Consider the following 17,059-nt stretch of genomic DNA (forward strand, 5'->3'; position numbering starts at 1 on the left):
TGAAGCCTGCACACCAACACCAGTGCCCGTGCACTTCGCAGCATTTGGTTTGGTGGCTGCCCCCCGTTTTCGCTCAAAGCCTCTCCCACTGATCGTTCCCCGCCCTGCCCAAGCATTCATGTCCACCCACGAAGAACACGTCCTGGTCATCCCCGCATCGGTCATCGACGAGATCGGAGTGATCGACGGATTCGAATCCGACATCGATCGATTCCTCGGACCGATCTTGCAAAGCGACCTGCTGTCCTATCGGCCACGTTCGGCGATGGAAGTCGATCCCAGTTTCAAACAATTGATTCCCTATGTCGTCTTGGAATGGACTGACGCGTCCGGCCGGCTACATGTGTTCGCCTACACCCGCGGCGGCGGTGGCGGCGAAGAACGGTTGCACGCCAAACGAAGTATCGGCATCGGTGGGCACATCAGTCGCGAAGACGCCGCCGACGGCAAAGATGCCTACGCCACCGGCATGCAACGCGAGCTGGCTGAAGAAATTCAATTGGATGCCGAGTACACCGAAACCCGCGAGGGGTTGATTTACGATCCGTCCAACGAAGTCGGACAGGTTCACTTGGGCGTGGTGCATCGGTTTGTGCTCGATTCGCCGCAGGTCGCCAGCAACGAAGTCGAATTGGCCGAAGGCGGCTTCGTCTCCATCGATGAATTGCGCGAGCAGCACGAGCGGCTGGAGACGTGGAGCCAGTTGGCACTCGATGCCCTGTATGGACAAGTGGGGTAAGCTTCCAGCTTGCCAATCCGGCGAGCAAGCTGGGGGCATACGCCCGACGCCATCGACTTTCGGTCTGAAGGTGTTAGCGGAACGGCGCGAGCCGTCCGGTTTCACCGTAAACGACCGGAGGGCTCGCGCCCTACCGCTAACAAGAACTGAAGGTGTTAGCGGAACGGCGCGAGCCGTCCGGTTTCACCGTAAACGACCGGAGGGCTCGCGCCCTACCGCTAACAAGAACACTCCGCTTGGCGTCAAAGTAGATGGCATTGCGCTTACGCCACGGGGATCGCAAGCTGGAAGCTTACGCCACTGTAGGAAGCTCAGGGCACTTGGGAGACCACGATGATTTATTTGGACAATCACGCGACGACGCCGTGCGATCCACGCGTCGCCGAACAGATGATGCCGTGGTTGGTCGAGCATTTCGGCAACCCACACAGCACGTCTCACGAAATGGGGCGAGAGGCGAAGTCGGCGATGGATGCCGCGCTGGCGATGATCGCTTCGCATCTCGGGGTCGCCGCCGATGCGGTGTTGATCACCAGCGGTGCGACCGAGAGCAACAACTTGGCGATCGACGGGATTTGCCGCCACCCGCGACAGCGAAGGCGTCATGTGGTCACCAGCACGATCGAGCATCCTGCCGTTTTGGATGTCGTCGCCAGGCTGGAAAAAGATGGTTTTCGTGTCACGCGTGTTCCGGTCCATCGCTTCGATCACCCGCTGGCCGGACAGGTCGATCTGGAACAATTGTCTGCGGCAATGGATGATGACACCGCACTCGTTTCGGTGCATTGGGCGAACAACGAAATCGGTGTGATCCAACCGATGTCGCAGATCGCCGCCATCGCCCACCAGGCCGGCGCGCTCGTCCACAGCGATGCGACCCAAGCGGTCGGACGGATCGCGGTTGATTTGCAACGCGTCGATGTGGATCTGATCAGCGCGTCGGCCCACAAGTTCTACGGCCCCAAGGGTGTCGGCGTGTTGACGATGGCCGGTGGGATTCCCGGACGTCGCGTCCGATTGAAACCGATGATCGTCGGCGGTGGTCAACAACGAAATGTACGCAGCGGCACAATGTCTCCGGCGAACGTCATCGCGCTGGCCACCGCGCTCGAGTTGGCCGTCGCGGAATCGACCCAGGTCGCCCGACGTGTCGGTGACTTGCGCGTGCGACTTTGGGACGGATTGCGACGGGGGATCGACGGCATCTGTCTCAATGGACCGCCGCTGGAGTCGTCGATGCGACTGGAGGGCAATCTGAATTGCCAGCTGCCGGGGATCGAAGGCGAATCGTGGATGGCCGCTTGCAGCGACGTCGCGTTCAGCAGCGGGTCGGCCTGCAGCAGCGTCGACGCCAAACCCAGCCACGTGTTGACGGGATTGGGGTTGAGCGAAAGTGAAGCTCGACGAAGCGTCCGATTCGGAATCGGCAAATTCAACACGTCCGAGCAGATCGACCGCGCGATCGAGATCCTGGTCGCCGGTTATCAAAGCCTGGCGTGAGTCCGGTCGTCAGCGTTGGGAACGCCGCACAGGCATTTGCGGCGTCGGGGAAGTGTTTTGCGTCACTCCGGTGACAGGGCATTGCGCGGGAGTCACAAAACGCGACAGATTGTCGCCTAATCGCAGTGAGAATCTTCGATACTCCGCGCAACAAACGGATTCTTCGCTACCGTCTTTGGGGGCGGCGGTGCATAATGCCACGTCATGCTCATCGGACCCTTTCCCGCCTCCAGCTTCCCACCAATTGATCTCTCAACCGACATGAAACGACCCACCCGGAATGTTTGCTTGGCCGCTGCTGCGGCGCTGGCCTGCCTGCTGTTTTCCAACTTCACCCTCGCCGCTGATCTGAAACTGCAAAAAGGCGACCACATCTGTTTGGTCGGTAACGCTCTCGGTGAGCGGATGCAGGTTCAAAATGAATGGGAAACGCTGCTGCACACCCGTTTTCCCGAACTGGAACTGGTGGTGCGAAATCTGTGTTTTCCCGGTGACGAACCCTACACGCGAATTCGCTCGAAAAACTTCGGTGATCCGGCCAGCCACCTGACGCACAGCCAGGCTTCGGTGGTGATGTATTTCTTCGGATACAACGAGTCGTTTGCCGGCGAAAACGGTCTCAAGCAATACAAGGCCGACCTGACCAAGCTGGTCACGGAGACAAAGACGGCGGACTACGGCAAGGGACGCCCGCAAGTCGTCTTGGTGTCGCCGATCGCGTTCGAAGGCTCGGACGATCCGAATCTTTCCGATGGCGAAGAACAAAATAAAAACTTGGCGCTGTATACCGAAGCGATGTCGGACGTCGCGTCGCAAACTGATGTCGTCTTCGTCGATTTGTTCACGCCCACCCGGGTGCTGTTTGAAAACTCCCCGCAGCGTTTGACGATCAACGGGTTTCACTTGAACGACGTCGGATACGACGCGTTGGCACCGATCTTGGATCAGGCGTTGTTCGGCAACGAGCTTACCGCGGCAATCAATCTGGATCTGAAGAACGAGATCGACGACAAGAACTTTCACTGGTTCCATCGCTATCGCGCCGTCAACGGGTTTTCCATCTACGGTGATCGCGGCCTGGCGGGACAAGACGGAGACCGCAAGTACAACAACCGCATCGTGATGGAACGTGAACGGGCGATCCTGGACGAGATGACGGCGATTCGCGACGCCCGCATTTGGGCGGTGGCCGCCGGCAAGCCGGTATCGGAAACCATCGATGATTCGAAAACGCTGCCGTTCCTCAACCCGACCACCAACGTCGGCACGCCGAACGACAGGAATGCCAAAGCCGGTAAACTCGGATCGTTGGAATACCTGCCCGCTGCTGAGCAAATTAAATTGTTCGATTTGGCCGACGGCTATGAAATCCAATTGGTCGCATCGGAAGAGCAATTTCCCGAATTGTCCAACCCGGTCGCGCTGAATTTCGACAGCAAGGGACGATTGTGGGTCGCGACGATGAAGTCGTACCCGCACTGGAAACCCAAGTCCCCGATGAACGACAAACTGTTGATCTTTGAAGACAACGACGGCGACCATGCCGCCGATGTTTGCAAAGTGTTTGCCGAAGGGTTGCATCAACCGACCGGATTCGAACTCGGCCACGGGGGTGCCTACGTGTCTCGCCAGCCCGATATCTGGTTCATCAAAGACACCGACGGTGATGACAAAGCCGATGAGGTGACGCGGCAATTGATCGGTTTCGATTCGGCCGACTCGCACCACGGCATCGCGGCGTTCGAATGGGGGCCCGGCGGCAACCTGTACTTCGAAGAAGGCACGTTCAAATTTTCGGCTGTTGAGTCACCTTACGGCGTGCGTCGTTTGGCCGAGGCCGGGATTTGGAAATACAATCCGCGAACGGAACGTTTGGACGTTCACGCCTCGTTCGCGTTCGCCAACCCCTGGGGCTACTGCTACGACAAATGGGGCCAAGACTTCATCGGTGACGCATCACCCGGAAACGCCTATTGGGCTGCTCCGATCAGCGGTCATGTGGAGTTCCCCAACAAGCATCCCGGCGGGAGCCAGCACGGTCGCGTCGCGTCGATGGCCGGCGGCGACCCCAAGTACAAGTTCCCGACGTTCTATCCCAAACGGATTCGACCGTTGGCCGGGTGCGCGATCGTCTCCAGTCGCCATTTTCCCGATGACATGCAAGGCAACTTCCTGGTCACCAACGTGATCGGTGAACGCGCGATTCTGAACCACAAAATCACGCCCGCGGAAAACGGCAGCGGTTTTGTCGGCGAGGAAGTCGAGATGCTGCTCTCTTGCCGCGACGGAAACTTCCGACCCGTCGATCTTCAGTTCGCACCGGACGGCTCGCTGTACATCGTCGACTGGCACAACGCCTTGATCGGTCACTTGCAACACAACCTGCGCGATCCCAGTCGCGATCATTCCCACGGTCGCATCTGGCGCGTCACGCACAAAGAACGCCCGTTGCTCGAGCCCGCCAAAATCGATGGTGCGACGATTCCCGAGTTGCTGGAATTGCTGAAGTCACCCGAAGACCGAACGCGTTATCGCGCACGACGTGAATTGGCCGCACGCGACAGCGGACCGGTATTGAAGGCGCTCGACGCCTGGGTGGCCGGCTTGGACGCATCGGATCCCAACGTCGAACATCAGCAAATGGAAGCCCTGTGGATGTATCAAACGCACAACCAGGTGCGGACCGATTTGCTGGACAAGCTGTCGGCTTCGGAGAACGATCGAGCCCGTGCGGCATGTGTCCGGCTGACGTCGCACATGATGCACGCGATCCCCGATCACGCCGATCGCTTCGCCAAAGCCGTTCACGATGAGCATCCGACGGTTCGCCTGGAAGCCGTTCGTGCGATCAGTTTCCTCGAAGGAGACGACGCGATCGAAATGGCCCTCGGCGTGTTGGAATACGACATGGACGACTACTTGCAGTACACGCTCGATGAAACGATGCGTCAACTGGAACAGTAGGTCTCCCGCCCGATTGCCTTCACCCCGAGAGGAGTGAAAGCGAGTAGCCGGTGGTCGCCCTGGCGGACCTTTTTCTACTCGGGCTCCCCTCGCCCCGCTTCGGGGAGAGGGGCCGGGGGTGAGGGGCAATCCAACGTGCACGCCGGAGCGATCGATTACCGCAATTCTGTAAAGCTTGCCCCCTCATCCCCAGCCCTTCTCTGTGCGCAAAGCCGGGGCAGAAGGGAGCCAGGGTATTGGAAAGAAAACACGATACCACCCCCCATCACCTCCACCCTTTCATTCAAACCATGCGTTTGCTTTCACGCTTCTTCATCGTCGTCGTCTTGGTCCAGATCGCCTTCTCCGCATCGTGTCTGGCAAAGGACGCGGAGCCGCCGACAATCTTTCTGGACAAGTCGCCACGCATCGTCGCGTATCAATTGGGGCGGCTGAATGACGAACGCCTGTTGCTCGTGCCCCGCTCAACGGATGACAAAAAGTACATCCCGGTTTACGAGGCCATCGTGGGGCGGCCCGCGATGGCGGCGGGCATTCGCGACGAAGCGTTTCAGGCGCTTGCGAAACTGAAGGACAGCTCGGTTGCGGCGGAAATGCTGGCGACGATCACCAATTCGAAAAGGAAGACCGCGGACGAGATGCGGTTGGTCGATCTGTTGACCGGGCTGATGTTGAAACGTCCCGCGGCAGAATTGACGGCGCTCCAGCCCGTGCTGTCGGAGGTGGCCGGCGATGACGATCCCGTGCTGGGTTCGATCGCGCTGGCGGGGTTGATCACCGCCGGCGATACCGCCGCGGCGCGATCGATTGCCAAATCGGACGCCGAGGCCACGGTCGCGCTGCTCGCCGCCATCCGAAAACTGCCCAACAAAAAGCTTAAAGTGGCGCAGCGCGACTACGCGGTCGACCAACTCGAATCCGCGGATTCGCTAGAGGTCAAACTGGCCGCGATCGACGCGTTGTCCCGCATTCCCGCCGATCAAGGCGACACCTACCAGCGGTTGATCACACAGGTCGATGATCCGGCAGCGCGATTCGCCGCCTGCCGCGGTCTGATGCGATTGCCACCGTCCGTTTTTCAAGCCGACAGCTCACTCAAGGCCGCCGAAGCACTGGTTGCGTTCGCCGAAGTCACGCCGGCGGCCGAGCGGACGACCGACGCGTTCATCGATGCGATGCAGTTGGTCGATCGGCTGCTGACGAAGATCCCGCCGCAGCAATCCAGGGCGTTGCGGAGCCGGCTACGCGAGGTCACCGTTCGGGTCGTGAAGATCGGGACGGTCGAAGAAGAGATGCGATACGACGTTCCGTACTTTGCGGTCGAAGCCGGACGTCCGGTGCAGATCCTATTGGAAAACCACGACCTGATGCCGCACAACCTGGTGATCACCCAGCCGGGCGCGCTCAAGGGAGTCGCGATGGCGGGGTTGGCGGCCGGTCCCCAAGGCACCGGCGGATTGCCGTATGTCCCCGATTCACCCAACGTCATCGCGGCAAGCGAGATGGTCGCGCCCGACAGTGCGACACGGATCACTCTGACCGCTCCGTCGGAGCCGGGCGAGTATCCCTATGTCTGTACCTTCCCCCAACACTGGTACCGCATGTACGGCGTGATGGTCGTGGTCGACGACCTGGATGCCTGGAACCAGAATCCGGTCGAACCGGCCAATCCTCTCGGCAGCACCCGCTCGTTCGTCCAAGCGTGGACCTTGGAGGATTTTGCCGGGTCCTTTGATTCGGACCTTCGCGGCCGTTCACCGGAGATCGGCGAGAAAGTCTTCAACGAAGCGTCTTGTGTGGGATGCCACAAAATCAACAACGTTGGCGGCGCGGTCGGCCCCGAACTGACTGACACCTATACCAAATGGAAGTCCGATCACCTGGGGATCCTACGCGAGATCCTGGTCCCCTCGCACAAGATCGACAGCAAGTACGCGATGCAGATCATTCTGACCGTCGATGGTAAAACACTGTCGGGCATCGTGGTCGATGAAAATGACGACACCGTCACGCTGTTGACCAACCCCGAAGCCAAAGAACCGGTGATCATCCTGCAGGACGACATCGAAGTCATCAAACGCAGTGCAACATCGATGATGCCCAAGGCGTTGATGGACCAGTACAGCCAGGACGAAGTGCTGGATTTGATGGCATACTTGAAATCGGTCGACGAGGCGAAGGAGAAGTAGTCGGTGGTCGAACGCAGCTGCAGTAGGGCATGCTGTGCATGCCAACGGGCCTGCAGCAGGGCATGCTGTGCATGCCAACGGGCCTGCAGTAGGGCATGCTGTGCATGCCAACGGGCCGCCAGGCACAGCCTGACCTACGCTCGAACGGCCTCTCTTCGGTTATAGTTGACCAATGGCTACCGACAAAACCAATTCGAACGAGACTCCGGCCGACGGCGATGACGCCTTGGACGAGATTTTGGCGGAGTATCTGCAGCGTCTCGAAGACGGGCAGTCGCCCGACCCGTCGGAATATTTGGCGCGCCACCCGCAGCATGCCGAAGAGTTGTGTAGCTTTTTTCGGAACCATCACTGGATGGGCGAGACGCCGCCGCCGCAGATCGTGTCGCTGTGTGGTCAGGAGATCGGGTCGTACCGGATCGAATCCGAGATCGCCCGCGGAGGCATGGGGGTTGTTTATCGCGCCCGTCAATCCGGACTCGATCGCCCGGTCGCGGTGAAGTTGATCAGCAGCGGGGTGCTGGCCAGCGAAGAAGAACGCAAACGGTTTCGGATGGAAGCCGAATCGGCGGCCCGGTTGGACCATCCCGGGATCATTTCGATTCACGAAATCGGGACCTGGAACGGCCACGAGTATTTTTCGATGACGTTGGTCGACGGGCCGACGTTGCAGCAGTTTGTCGATGACCAATCGCTGGGCGACACCCGCGCCGCCGAAATGGTCCGCGAGATTGCCCGGGCCGTCGCCTACGCACATCGGGCGGGGATCGTGCACCGTGACCTGAAACCGGACAACATTCTGATCGACAAAGAAGGCCGACCGTTGGTGACCGATTTCGGGCTGGCCAAATGGAGTTGCGAGGGGACGATGTTGACACGGACGGGACAGGTGTTGGGGACGCCCAATTACATGAGTCCGGAACAGGCGGCAGGGAACGCCGGATCGGGCGTCGCCTCGGACGTTTATTCTCTCGGCGCGATGCTCTATGCACTGATCACCGGCGTGCCACCGCACGAGGGTTCCAACCCGGCCGAAGTGATCCGAAGCGTGTTGCAAGACGAACCGAGTTTGCCACGCAGCTATCGCCCGCAATTATCACGCGATCTCGAGAACATTTGTCTCAAAGCGATTCGGTACGAACCCGAATGTCGCTACCAATCCGCCGACGAACTGGCCGACGATCTGGATCGCTTTCTTGCCGGTGACACCATCAAAGCGGCCGGCAGCGGATTGATCGAACGGGTGGCCCGCGAGATCGGGCGCGACCAGCATCAGGATCATTTTCTGCTTTGGCACGGGACGCTGCTGTTGCTGGGTTTGATCATCTTCGTCACGCACGTCTTGATCTTTGTCTTGCTGCAGATGAATTTTCCACCGTCGATCGCCTATTGGATTCCGCGATTGACGATGTTCACGCTGATCATCGGAACGATTTATCGAGCCCGCGACGGGTCGCTGTCTCCGCGCAGTATCGCCGAACGCCCGGTCTGGTCGATCTGGCTGGGCTATCTGAGTGCGTTGGCGGTCATCAATATTTTGCTGGTCATCGGTGGCATCAATCATTCCGCGTTGTTTCCGCTCGCCTCCGCACTCAGCGGATTCGCCTTTGTGGCAATGGCCGGTCACATCTGGGGAGGCTCGGCCCTGGCAGGCATCGCGTTTTTCTTGGTCGCCCCGCTGATGGCCTGGTTGCCTGAGATCGCTCCGCTGCTGTTCGGCACGATGTATCTGGTCTCGATCTTGGCGATCAGCCAGCACTATCGCCGCCGGAACAAATGAATTGGGCTACCGCCCGAGTGGACGGTTTCAGTACGCTGCCGGGCAAGCTGGAAGCTTACGCCACGGCTCGCAAGCTGGAAGCTTACGCCACTTGATGGGATGGAAGATGGACACACGATTGAATCGACGATGCCGTTGTGGCGGTTTGGGGCTGGCCTTAGCGATGACCGGCATGACGGGCTGCCAGAGCTTGGTCAACCGCGGCTGGGTCGCTCCGCCGGGGCCGATGAATTACCAGCAAGCCAACGCGGTCGTCCACGACCCGTTTCCACAAGCCGACATCGGTCCGGACGACAACTCCATGCGCCCGCCGGACTACCAGAATCCGTTGGCACTTCCGGTGCGAAACCAGATGAAAAACCAAGTCACGCCCTGGTTGCTGCCGTAGGGCATGCTGTGCATGCCGCAAGAACTCTGGCGTAGGGCATGCTCTGCATGCCGCAAGAACTTGTTCAGCGCGTCGAGAACTTAAAGATCGTCTTGGTCGCGTACTCGTCGTCTGGTTTCAGGATCGTCGAGGGGAAGTTCGGCTGATTGGGGCTGTCGGGATAGTGTTGGGTTTCCAGACAGAAGCCGCCGCGGTGGACGTAGCTTTTTCCCGATTTTCCGGTCAGTCGTCCGTCGAGAAAATTCCCGCAGTAGAACTGCAGGCCTGGTTCGGTAGTCGAGACTTCTAGCACGCGTCCGGTCTTGGGTTCGTAAACGGTTGCGGCCAGCGTCATCTCGCCGGTCTGGCCGCCCTTGTCCAGGACCCAGTTGTGGTCGTAGCCGCCGCCGAATTTCAACTGTTCGTTTTCAGCGGCGATGTCGCGGCCGATCGGTTTTGCGGTCGTGAAATCGAACGGGGTTCCTTGGACGGCCGGAGTCTTGCCGGTCGGGATCAACGTTTCATCAACGGGGGTAAAACGGCGGGCGTTGATCATCAGTTCGTGGCCCAGAATCGTGCCTTCGCCCTCGCCCTTGAGGTTGAAGTACGTGTGCTGGGTCAGGTTGATCGGGGTCGCCTTATCGGTCGTGGCCAGATAATCGATTTCGATTGCATTCTCGTCGGTCAACCGATAGGTCACCGAGCAATTTAGATTTCCCGGGTAGCCTTCTTCACCGTCCTTGGCCAGGTAGGACAGTGTCACCGCGTTGGTTTCATCGTCGACGCTGCCGTTCCAGATGACTTTGTCAAAGCCGATGATTCCGCCGTGCAGGCTATTCGGCGGGTTGTTGATCGCCAGCGAGTACTCTTGGTCATCGATGGTGAACTTGCCCTTTGCGATTCGATTCCCGTAACGACCGACGACGGCACCAAAATAGGGTTTATCGACGGCGTTGGTGTAGCTGGCGATGTCGTTGTAGCCGAGTGCAATGTCGGCCATGTTTCCTTCGCGATCCGGGACCACGATGGACATGATGATCGCACCATAATTGGTGATCCGCACCGTCATGCCGTTGGCATTTTTTAACGTGTAGAACTGAATGTCATCGGCCGTTTCGACTTCAACCGCCTTGCCGACCTGTGGAAGCAGCAGGACGGACATCAGGACGAGGCCGAAGCATGGCCGAAGGATCGCGGAGATTGGTTTCATGATCGGAAGAATTGGGAGGGATAAATTTGGGAGAGACTACGCCGACACGCCCGGTTGAATGACCACCTTCATCGCGCCCTTCTCACCGGCATAAAGACGTGAGAACCATTCGGGGCCTTCTTCGAGTGTTGCCGTCGCGGTAATCAGCGGTGCGACCTGAATGGCGCCGCTCCGCATCAATTCAATGCATGCAGGGTACTCGCCACACGAGGCGCATGTGCCGAAAACGTTCAATTCTCGGGTGACGATCGCTTGCAGGGGGACTTCGACGCGCGGTGCCAGATTGCCGACCAGCGTGATCGAGCCGCCTTTACGCAGGCAGGCGATGGCGGTGTCGATCGTCGCGCTGGCGCCGACGACTTCCAACGCCACATCGGCGCCGCGGCCACCGGTCAATTTTCGAACCTCTTCGGCGACATCGACCTCGTCGGCCTTGAGCGCCACGTCGGCCCCGAGTGACAACGCGGCGTCCAAACGGTCCTGGTCCAAATCCACCGCGATCACTTTGGCGCAGCCGGCCAGTCGGATCGCTTGGATGGTCAACAATCCGATCATGCCGCTGCCGACGACCACCGCCGTATCACCCAATTGGACCGGCGTTCGGTTGGCCGCGTGGACGGCCACCGAGACCGCTTCGATCAACGCGGCGTGTTCAAACGGCATCTCGTCGGGCAAGCGGTAGCAAATGTGTTGGGGCACCGAGACCAGTTCGGCGAACGCACCGTGACGACGATACTCGCCACACGAGACGCCCAGGACGGTGCGGTTGTCGCACAGGTTGATCTCGCCGCGGCGGCAATGAAAACAATCGCCGCACGAAACGGTGGAATCGAACGTCACGTGATCACCGACGGCAAAACCGGTCACTTCGCTGCCAATTTCCGCAACGATTCCGGAGGCTTCGTGGCCCATCACCAAGGGCGGAATCCGACGCCCGCTGCTGCCGTCGTACCCGTGGATGTCGCTGCCGCAGATGCCACACGCTTTCACTTGAACCAACAGATCGTTTGGCCCGACCGTGGGGTCGTCCACTTCGGTGACTTCCAGGTGTTTGTATTCGGTCAACAGCATCGCTTTCATGCGTCAAGATCTCGGTCAGGGGTGAGGTGAAACGGAATCGGACCGCTAGCCTAAAAGATAACGAGTTTAACGCAATGAGATGCAGCTTCGAGCGTTTGCGAGTCTTATCCAAACAGAATCGCGATCACGACCGAAATGGTGATCATCAGGGCTCCGCCGAGGCGAAACACCATCGTTTTTCGCGATAAACTCGCTTCGCTACCACCCCAGATCAACGCCGCCCCCCAGGCCAGCAAGACGCCCCAGATGCCCCGCATCGAATAAACCACGTTCACCCGCGGTGCGTCGCCGAAGGCGGACAGGGTGAAGACGATGCACAGCGCCTGTAAACCGATCAGCAACCCGCCGATCAAGAGGGAACGCCGGACCGCGGGGATCGCAAATTTTTCCCGCTGGAAGCCGACCAAAAAGACGGTCGAGAAGCTGGCGACGAACCAGAACATGATCGGCAAAAAACGCCCGGATGACCATGCCGCGGTCGGCGATGAGCAGAACCGCTGGACCAGTACGTCGAAGATCGAAAAGGACGTGCTGGCAGCCATCGCACTGAGAATCGTGTAGCCGATGCGGCTGTGGGTGCCCGCCCCGGTCCACTGAACCAGCGCGATGCCGATGGTCGCCAGTGTGGCCGCCAACCAAATCGCCGTCGGCAGACTTTGTCCACCGATCAACGTCGCCAGAATCGCCACCAACAACACTTTGATGCCGAACAACGGCGCCGCGATCGAAACATCGCCGTGCGTGATCGCAAAAAACGTCCCCATCTGGCCGCTGATGTAAAACACCGCCACGAGTGCCGGTTGCCAGAGCAACCAGACGTGGACCGGTTCGCTTTCGAGAAACCAAAACCCCGAAAACAGCGTCGCCGCCCACAGATTGGCGACCAACGACACCGTCCACGGATTCGCCCCTTCGAGGGTTGCCCGTTTCAAAAAAAGCAGGCCACATGCGAAAAGAACGCTGGCGGCGAGCGGAAACAGCAGGTGATAGGAGTCGTCGAGCACGGCAGGTTGGGGGTGGCGGAGGGACCGATAGCCTAGCGGACCGGCGGCAAAGGGGAAGTCACGCTGCCGCGGGAGAATCGGCAACGACTTGGTGATGCCATACAATTGAGTCATGAAACGTACCACCGCCACCGGCATCTCTATCGTTTGGTCCGCCGCGGTTTGGGCCCTGTTGATCGGCTGTACCGGCTGCGGCACCTCCGCGCCGCCGGAGCACGTTGTCGTCATCGATACCCAGTCGGATTTGACGCACGATCACAAACATCTTCACGGTGATCCGCACCGCCATGACCACGACCATGGCGACAACTTCAGCGGCGCTCACACCCATCCCCACGCCCATGGGCACCGACACTGGTCCGCTCCACACGGAGGACACATCGTGAGTTTGCGCTGGCGGGGCGAGCTAACTTCGGCGAGTCAGCCATCGACGCGTTCCGTTCCTTTGGGGCCACACCTGGAGATCGTCGAGTGGGTTCCGGATCGATTGACGGTTTACTTCCTCTTTGAAACCGACGACGGTCAGTGGGGATCCTGGGATGTCGGTCCTTCGCCCCCGGTCCTTCGCCTGACCGTCGAAACCGCCGCACTGACTCTGGATCTGGAAAAAAACGGTCAGGAAGGCGGATACGAAGCAGCGTTGCCACCCCAAATACAAGCTCTGTTTGCGGAGGAAGGCAGCAAAATTCGGCTCACTGAATGGACGGTCGACGCGGGGGGCCACGCGTTTGATGTTTCAGAGAATGTCTTCTACCGAATGGGTGAACTAGACGTGGTTGTAGAGTAGTCTGTTCTGCCGATGAAAAACTTAGCCGCCAGATTTTTCTTCTTCGTCCAACCTTGCCATTCGAAACAACATGAATCACGTATCGCCCCGCCGGTCCGCCTTCACCCTCGTCGAATTGCTGGTCGTGATCGCGATTATCGGAATCCTGGTCGGATTGTTGCTGCCGGCGGTCCAGGCCGCTCGGGAAGCTGCTCGGCGGATGTCGTGTCAGAACAATCTGAAACAGCTGGCGCTCGGGCTTCATAATTACGAAGCGACGTTCAAAGTGTTTCCCTCCGGCTACTTGCACAAGCCCGGTCCCCAGGGAACTCCCATGCGGCCGGCCAACCACATGGGACTGGCTTGGGGAGCGGCGATGTTGCCACAACTGGAACAGGGGCAAGTCGCAGTGTTGTTTGATTACAACCGGCCGATTTGGACGCCCGAAAACCAAGACGCCCGGGAGAAACCGTTGGAAGTGTTCTTGTGCCCCAGCGATACCTATTCGGCGGACGCGTTCGTGATCCGTGACGATTCATCCGATCCGATCGAACAGTACGCGGCGGCCAGTTACGCGGCCAGCTGGGGACCCGCCGACGCATCGACCAACTTGGACGACACCCCGACCGCGGGCCGAGGCGTGTTTTATCGCAACAGCCGGACGCGGGTGGCGGCGATCATCGACGGACTGTCCAACACCCTGGCATTCGGCGAACGCCACAATGGACCGATCCCAATGAGCCAACCGACCGTGGGAGGCCACAGTTCGTTTGAGAACGCTTGGAGTGCGGCGGTTCGTGACATCGACGAACTGGACGACGACCACGGACACATGGTGCTGTTTGAAACCCAATTTCGCCCCAACCAGAAGGATGGCGATGACAAAGGTCTCGCCGCTCCCCACGTCGGTCTATGCCAATTTGCCCTTTGCGACGGGTCTGTCCGCGCGATCACCGAGAACATCGACGCCGAACTTTACGACGCCCTGGCGACACGCCATGGCAACGAGATCGTCGAAGAGTTCTAATACCCCGGCGCGGCTCCCTTTTGGCGTAGGCGGCAGCGCGTCTTTGTTTGCTTTTTCCGTTTCCATGCATTGTTTCCGTACATTGTTGACGACCCGAGGGAGTTGATGGAGGCAATGATCAGGCTCGCTACGGAATCCGACGCGCCCGCCATCTGCGAAATCTACAACCACTACGTTCGCACTTCCACGTGTACGTTTCACACCGAGCCTGAATCGGTCGAGGATCGGCTGGCCTGGCTGAGGGCGCACGGCGAGCGGCATCCGGTGACGGTTTACTGTGTTGATGGGACCGTCGTCGGGTGGGCTTCGCTGACCCAGTGGCATCCACGCCCGGCTTATTCCGAAACCGCCGAGGTTTCGTTTTACATCGCTAGCGGGTGGCATCGACGTGGGATCGGGCGAACGCTGTTGAAGGATCTGATCGAACGAGCCTCCTCCCTCGGGTTTCATGTTTTGATCGGTGGCGTCTGCACCGAGCACGTTGCCAGCATGGAGCTTCAGAGGTCGCTCGGTTTTAAGGAAGTCGCCCGATTCACCGAAGTCGGCCGAAAGTTTGATCGCTGGCTGGACGTCGCGTACTTTCAATTGACCTTACCGCAATGAAGCCCGCAGGATTCGGTCGGGTTGTGTCGCGCGCCACTGGCTGACGCGGCGTGCTGGGATGTCGGCGGGACGCGTGACGGCTTGTTGATTTAGTGAGCCGTGACGCGTGAGCGGCCGGGCCCGGCGCAATGCCCGGGGCCTTACGGCCAGCGGCTCATTATTAGTTTCACTTTCTCAATTCATTCAACAAACCGGTGAGCGGCCGGCGGGGGGCGCTAAACCGGTGACTCCCAGCCCTTGCGATACTCGCGGCGGACCAGTTTGCTCAGGTCATCGCGTCCTCGGATGGTCATCGATCGGGAATCCCACCGCAGTGTTTCCTCGGGGTTGCGTTGGGCGATCACGCCCAACAAGATCATCTCGGTCATCGGACCGGAGTGTCCGAAGTGCGATGCGGCTTGATCGATCTTGCCGGAGACCGCGTCCATCCATTCGACGTAGCTGTTTTGTTCACTGGCCCGCGGCAGCGACTGGTCCGGCCAATCAAACCCGTCGATCGACTCGCCCGTTTCCAACACCCAATTGTTGCGGGATCGATTGAAGAATAGTTTGCCGGCGTCTCCGATGATCACGCTTCCATAGCGTGAAAAATCGACGTCCCCCAAGACTTCTTTGCTGGGGTGGTTGTACTCGTCACCGTTCTTGATCAATTGCCAACTCTGGCGATCAAACTTGGCATCGATGTAGCCGTCGTACCAGTGATACGCGAACCCGTTTTGGGCGGAGTACGGTGTCGCATCAAATTCCCATTTCAAGACCGAGTTGATTGGCGGGGAAAGATCGGTGGCGCCGGCCTGGGTGGCCCGAACACTGCGCGCCGATTTGGCATCCATCGCCCAGAAACCCATGTCCATGATGTGGCAGGCCATGTCGCCAAGGGCGCCGGTTCCATAGTCCCACCATCCGCGCCAGGCGAAGGGTGCGATGCGTGAACTGTAATCGACAAACGGAGCCGGCCCGCACCATTGTTGCCAATCGATCGCGTCGGGGACGGGCTCTTTTTCGGGCGGCTTGGCAAAGCCTTGTGGCCAGATCGGTCGGTTGGTCCAGGCATGGATTTCTTGGACCTTGCCGACGATGCCCGCGCGGACCAGTTCGACGCAGCGTCGCATGTGGTCGTTGGCGTGGGCCTGGTTTCCCATTTGCGTTTTGACGCCGGTTCGGTTGGCCAACTCGTTGAGCATTCGTGCTTCCCAAATCCCATGCGTCAATGGTTTTTGGCAATAGACATGTTTCCCCGCCAGCATCGCCATCGCCGAGGCGTGGAAGTGGTGGTGGTCGGGCGTCGAGACGGTCACGGCATCGACCTTGTCTCCCGCGTCGGCCAGCATTTCGCGGTAGTCGCGGTAGAACGAGGCATCGTTGTACTGTTCTCGCACGCCGGAGAGTTTCTTCAAACGCGAGACGGCTTTCTTGTCACCCGACAGATTGCCCAGGCGTCGTGCATCGACGACGTCCACCAGCGAAACGACCTGAAACCCGGCTTTGGCGGCACCGTTAATATCCGACAGCCCCTTGCCGCCGGCACCGATCGCCGCCAGCGTCGGCTTTTCAAGTTTCTTGTCGGCCAACGCGGGAAAGAAGTGAAAGCCGGCGGCCGCCCCGAACGTCGTCGCCGCGGCTCGATGAAAGGTCCTCCGAGAAACACGCGAAGGCTTGGGAGACTGTGGTGACGTCATGGGGCAATCCTGTGGGCGTGGGAGGGGGAGTGCTTGAAGATAACAAATGCCGGTAGGTGGCGTGTGACCGCGTTCCGTTTGATTGTTAGCAGCAGGGCGCGAGCCCTCCGGTGTTTCAAGGTGCTATTGAGCTGCAACCGGACGGCTCGCG

13 protein-coding genes are annotated in these 17,059 nt (G+C 59.5%); 9 read left to right on the forward strand and 4 right to left on the reverse strand.

Annotation, left to right across the window (positions count from 1 at the left end):
* The first annotated feature begins 118 nt into the window (after nt 1-118).
* From NZK35_RS21415 to NZK35_RS21440, 6 genes are all read left to right on the forward strand, one after another.
* Nucleotides 119-739 (forward strand): phosphoesterase, encoded by a 621-nt coding sequence (locus NZK35_RS21415; protein ID WP_259634566.1) that lies wholly within the window; start codon nt 119-121, stop codon nt 737-739.
* Between the two features lie 333 nt (nt 740-1,072).
* The gene (locus NZK35_RS21420) at nt 1,073-2,239 is read left to right on the forward strand and encodes a cysteine desulfurase family protein (RefSeq protein ID WP_259634567.1); all 1,167 of its coding nucleotides are present in this window, start codon (nt 1,073-1,075) and stop codon (nt 2,237-2,239) included.
* Nucleotides 2,240-2,500: 261 nt separating this feature from the next.
* Nucleotides 2,501-5,203, forward strand: a complete 2,703-nt coding sequence (locus NZK35_RS21425) for a PVC-type heme-binding CxxCH protein (RefSeq protein WP_259634568.1) — start codon at nt 2,501-2,503, stop codon at nt 5,201-5,203.
* Between the two features lie 290 nt (nt 5,204-5,493).
* The gene (locus NZK35_RS21430; RefSeq protein WP_259634569.1) at nt 5,494-7,392 is read left to right on the forward strand and encodes a c-type cytochrome; all 1,899 of its coding nucleotides are present in this window, start codon (nt 5,494-5,496) and stop codon (nt 7,390-7,392) included.
* Between the two features lie 172 nt (nt 7,393-7,564).
* Complete coding sequence (locus NZK35_RS21435; protein WP_259634570.1) at nt 7,565-9,172, forward strand: serine/threonine protein kinase; 1,608 nt, start codon at nt 7,565-7,567, stop codon at nt 9,170-9,172.
* A gap of 106 nt (nt 9,173-9,278) precedes the next feature.
* The gene (locus NZK35_RS21440; RefSeq protein WP_259634571.1) at nt 9,279-9,560 is read left to right on the forward strand and encodes a membrane or secreted protein; all 282 of its coding nucleotides are present in this window, start codon (nt 9,279-9,281) and stop codon (nt 9,558-9,560) included.
* Between the two features lie 64 nt (nt 9,561-9,624).
* Here NZK35_RS21440 and NZK35_RS21445 read toward each other — a convergent pair whose 3' ends face one another.
* From NZK35_RS21445 to NZK35_RS21455, 3 genes are all read right to left on the reverse strand, one after another.
* Nucleotides 9,625-10,749: an aldose epimerase family protein gene (locus NZK35_RS21445; protein ID WP_407699815.1), complete on the reverse strand. Its 1,125-nt coding sequence runs from the start codon at nt 10,747-10,749 to the stop codon at nt 9,625-9,627.
* 36 nt (nt 10,750-10,785) lie between these two features.
* Entirely contained in the window at nt 10,786-11,829 is a 1,044-nt protein-coding gene (locus NZK35_RS21450; RefSeq protein ID WP_259634572.1) for a galactitol-1-phosphate 5-dehydrogenase, read from the reverse strand.
* Between the two features lie 104 nt (nt 11,830-11,933).
* Nucleotides 11,934-12,947, reverse strand: coding sequence for a DMT family transporter (locus NZK35_RS21455; protein WP_259634573.1), 1,014 nt, complete (start codon nt 12,945-12,947; stop codon nt 11,934-11,936).
* On the opposite strand from NZK35_RS21455, the gene NZK35_RS21460 reads away from it, so the two are divergent.
* The 3 genes from NZK35_RS21460 (at nt 12,946) to NZK35_RS21470 (ending at nt 15,229) form a co-directional block, all read left to right on the forward strand.
* Nucleotides 12,946-13,620: a hypothetical protein gene (locus NZK35_RS21460; RefSeq protein ID WP_259634574.1), complete on the forward strand. Its 675-nt coding sequence runs from the start codon at nt 12,946-12,948 to the stop codon at nt 13,618-13,620. The two genes, NZK35_RS21455 and NZK35_RS21460, sit on opposite strands and share 2 nt — an antisense overlap.
* A gap of 70 nt (nt 13,621-13,690) precedes the next feature.
* Nucleotides 13,691-14,626, forward strand: coding sequence for a DUF1559 domain-containing protein (locus NZK35_RS21465; RefSeq protein WP_259634575.1), 936 nt, complete (start codon nt 13,691-13,693; stop codon nt 14,624-14,626).
* 114 nt (nt 14,627-14,740) lie between these two features.
* Nucleotides 14,741-15,229 carry a GNAT family N-acetyltransferase gene (locus tag NZK35_RS21470; protein ID WP_259634576.1) on the forward strand — a complete coding sequence of 163 codons (489 nt, stop codon included), beginning with the start codon at nt 14,741-14,743 and terminating at the stop codon, nt 15,227-15,229.
* Between the two features lie 215 nt (nt 15,230-15,444).
* Here NZK35_RS21470 and NZK35_RS21475 read toward each other — a convergent pair whose 3' ends face one another.
* Nucleotides 15,445-16,908 (reverse strand): Gfo/Idh/MocA family protein, encoded by a 1,464-nt coding sequence (locus NZK35_RS21475; protein ID WP_259634577.1) that lies wholly within the window; start codon nt 16,906-16,908, stop codon nt 15,445-15,447.
* Nucleotides 16,909-17,059 lie beyond the last annotated feature (151 nt).

This window comes from Stieleria sedimenti, assembly GCF_025060895.1.
Taxonomy (GTDB): domain Bacteria; phylum Planctomycetota; class Planctomycetia; order Pirellulales; family Pirellulaceae; genus Stieleria; species Stieleria sedimenti.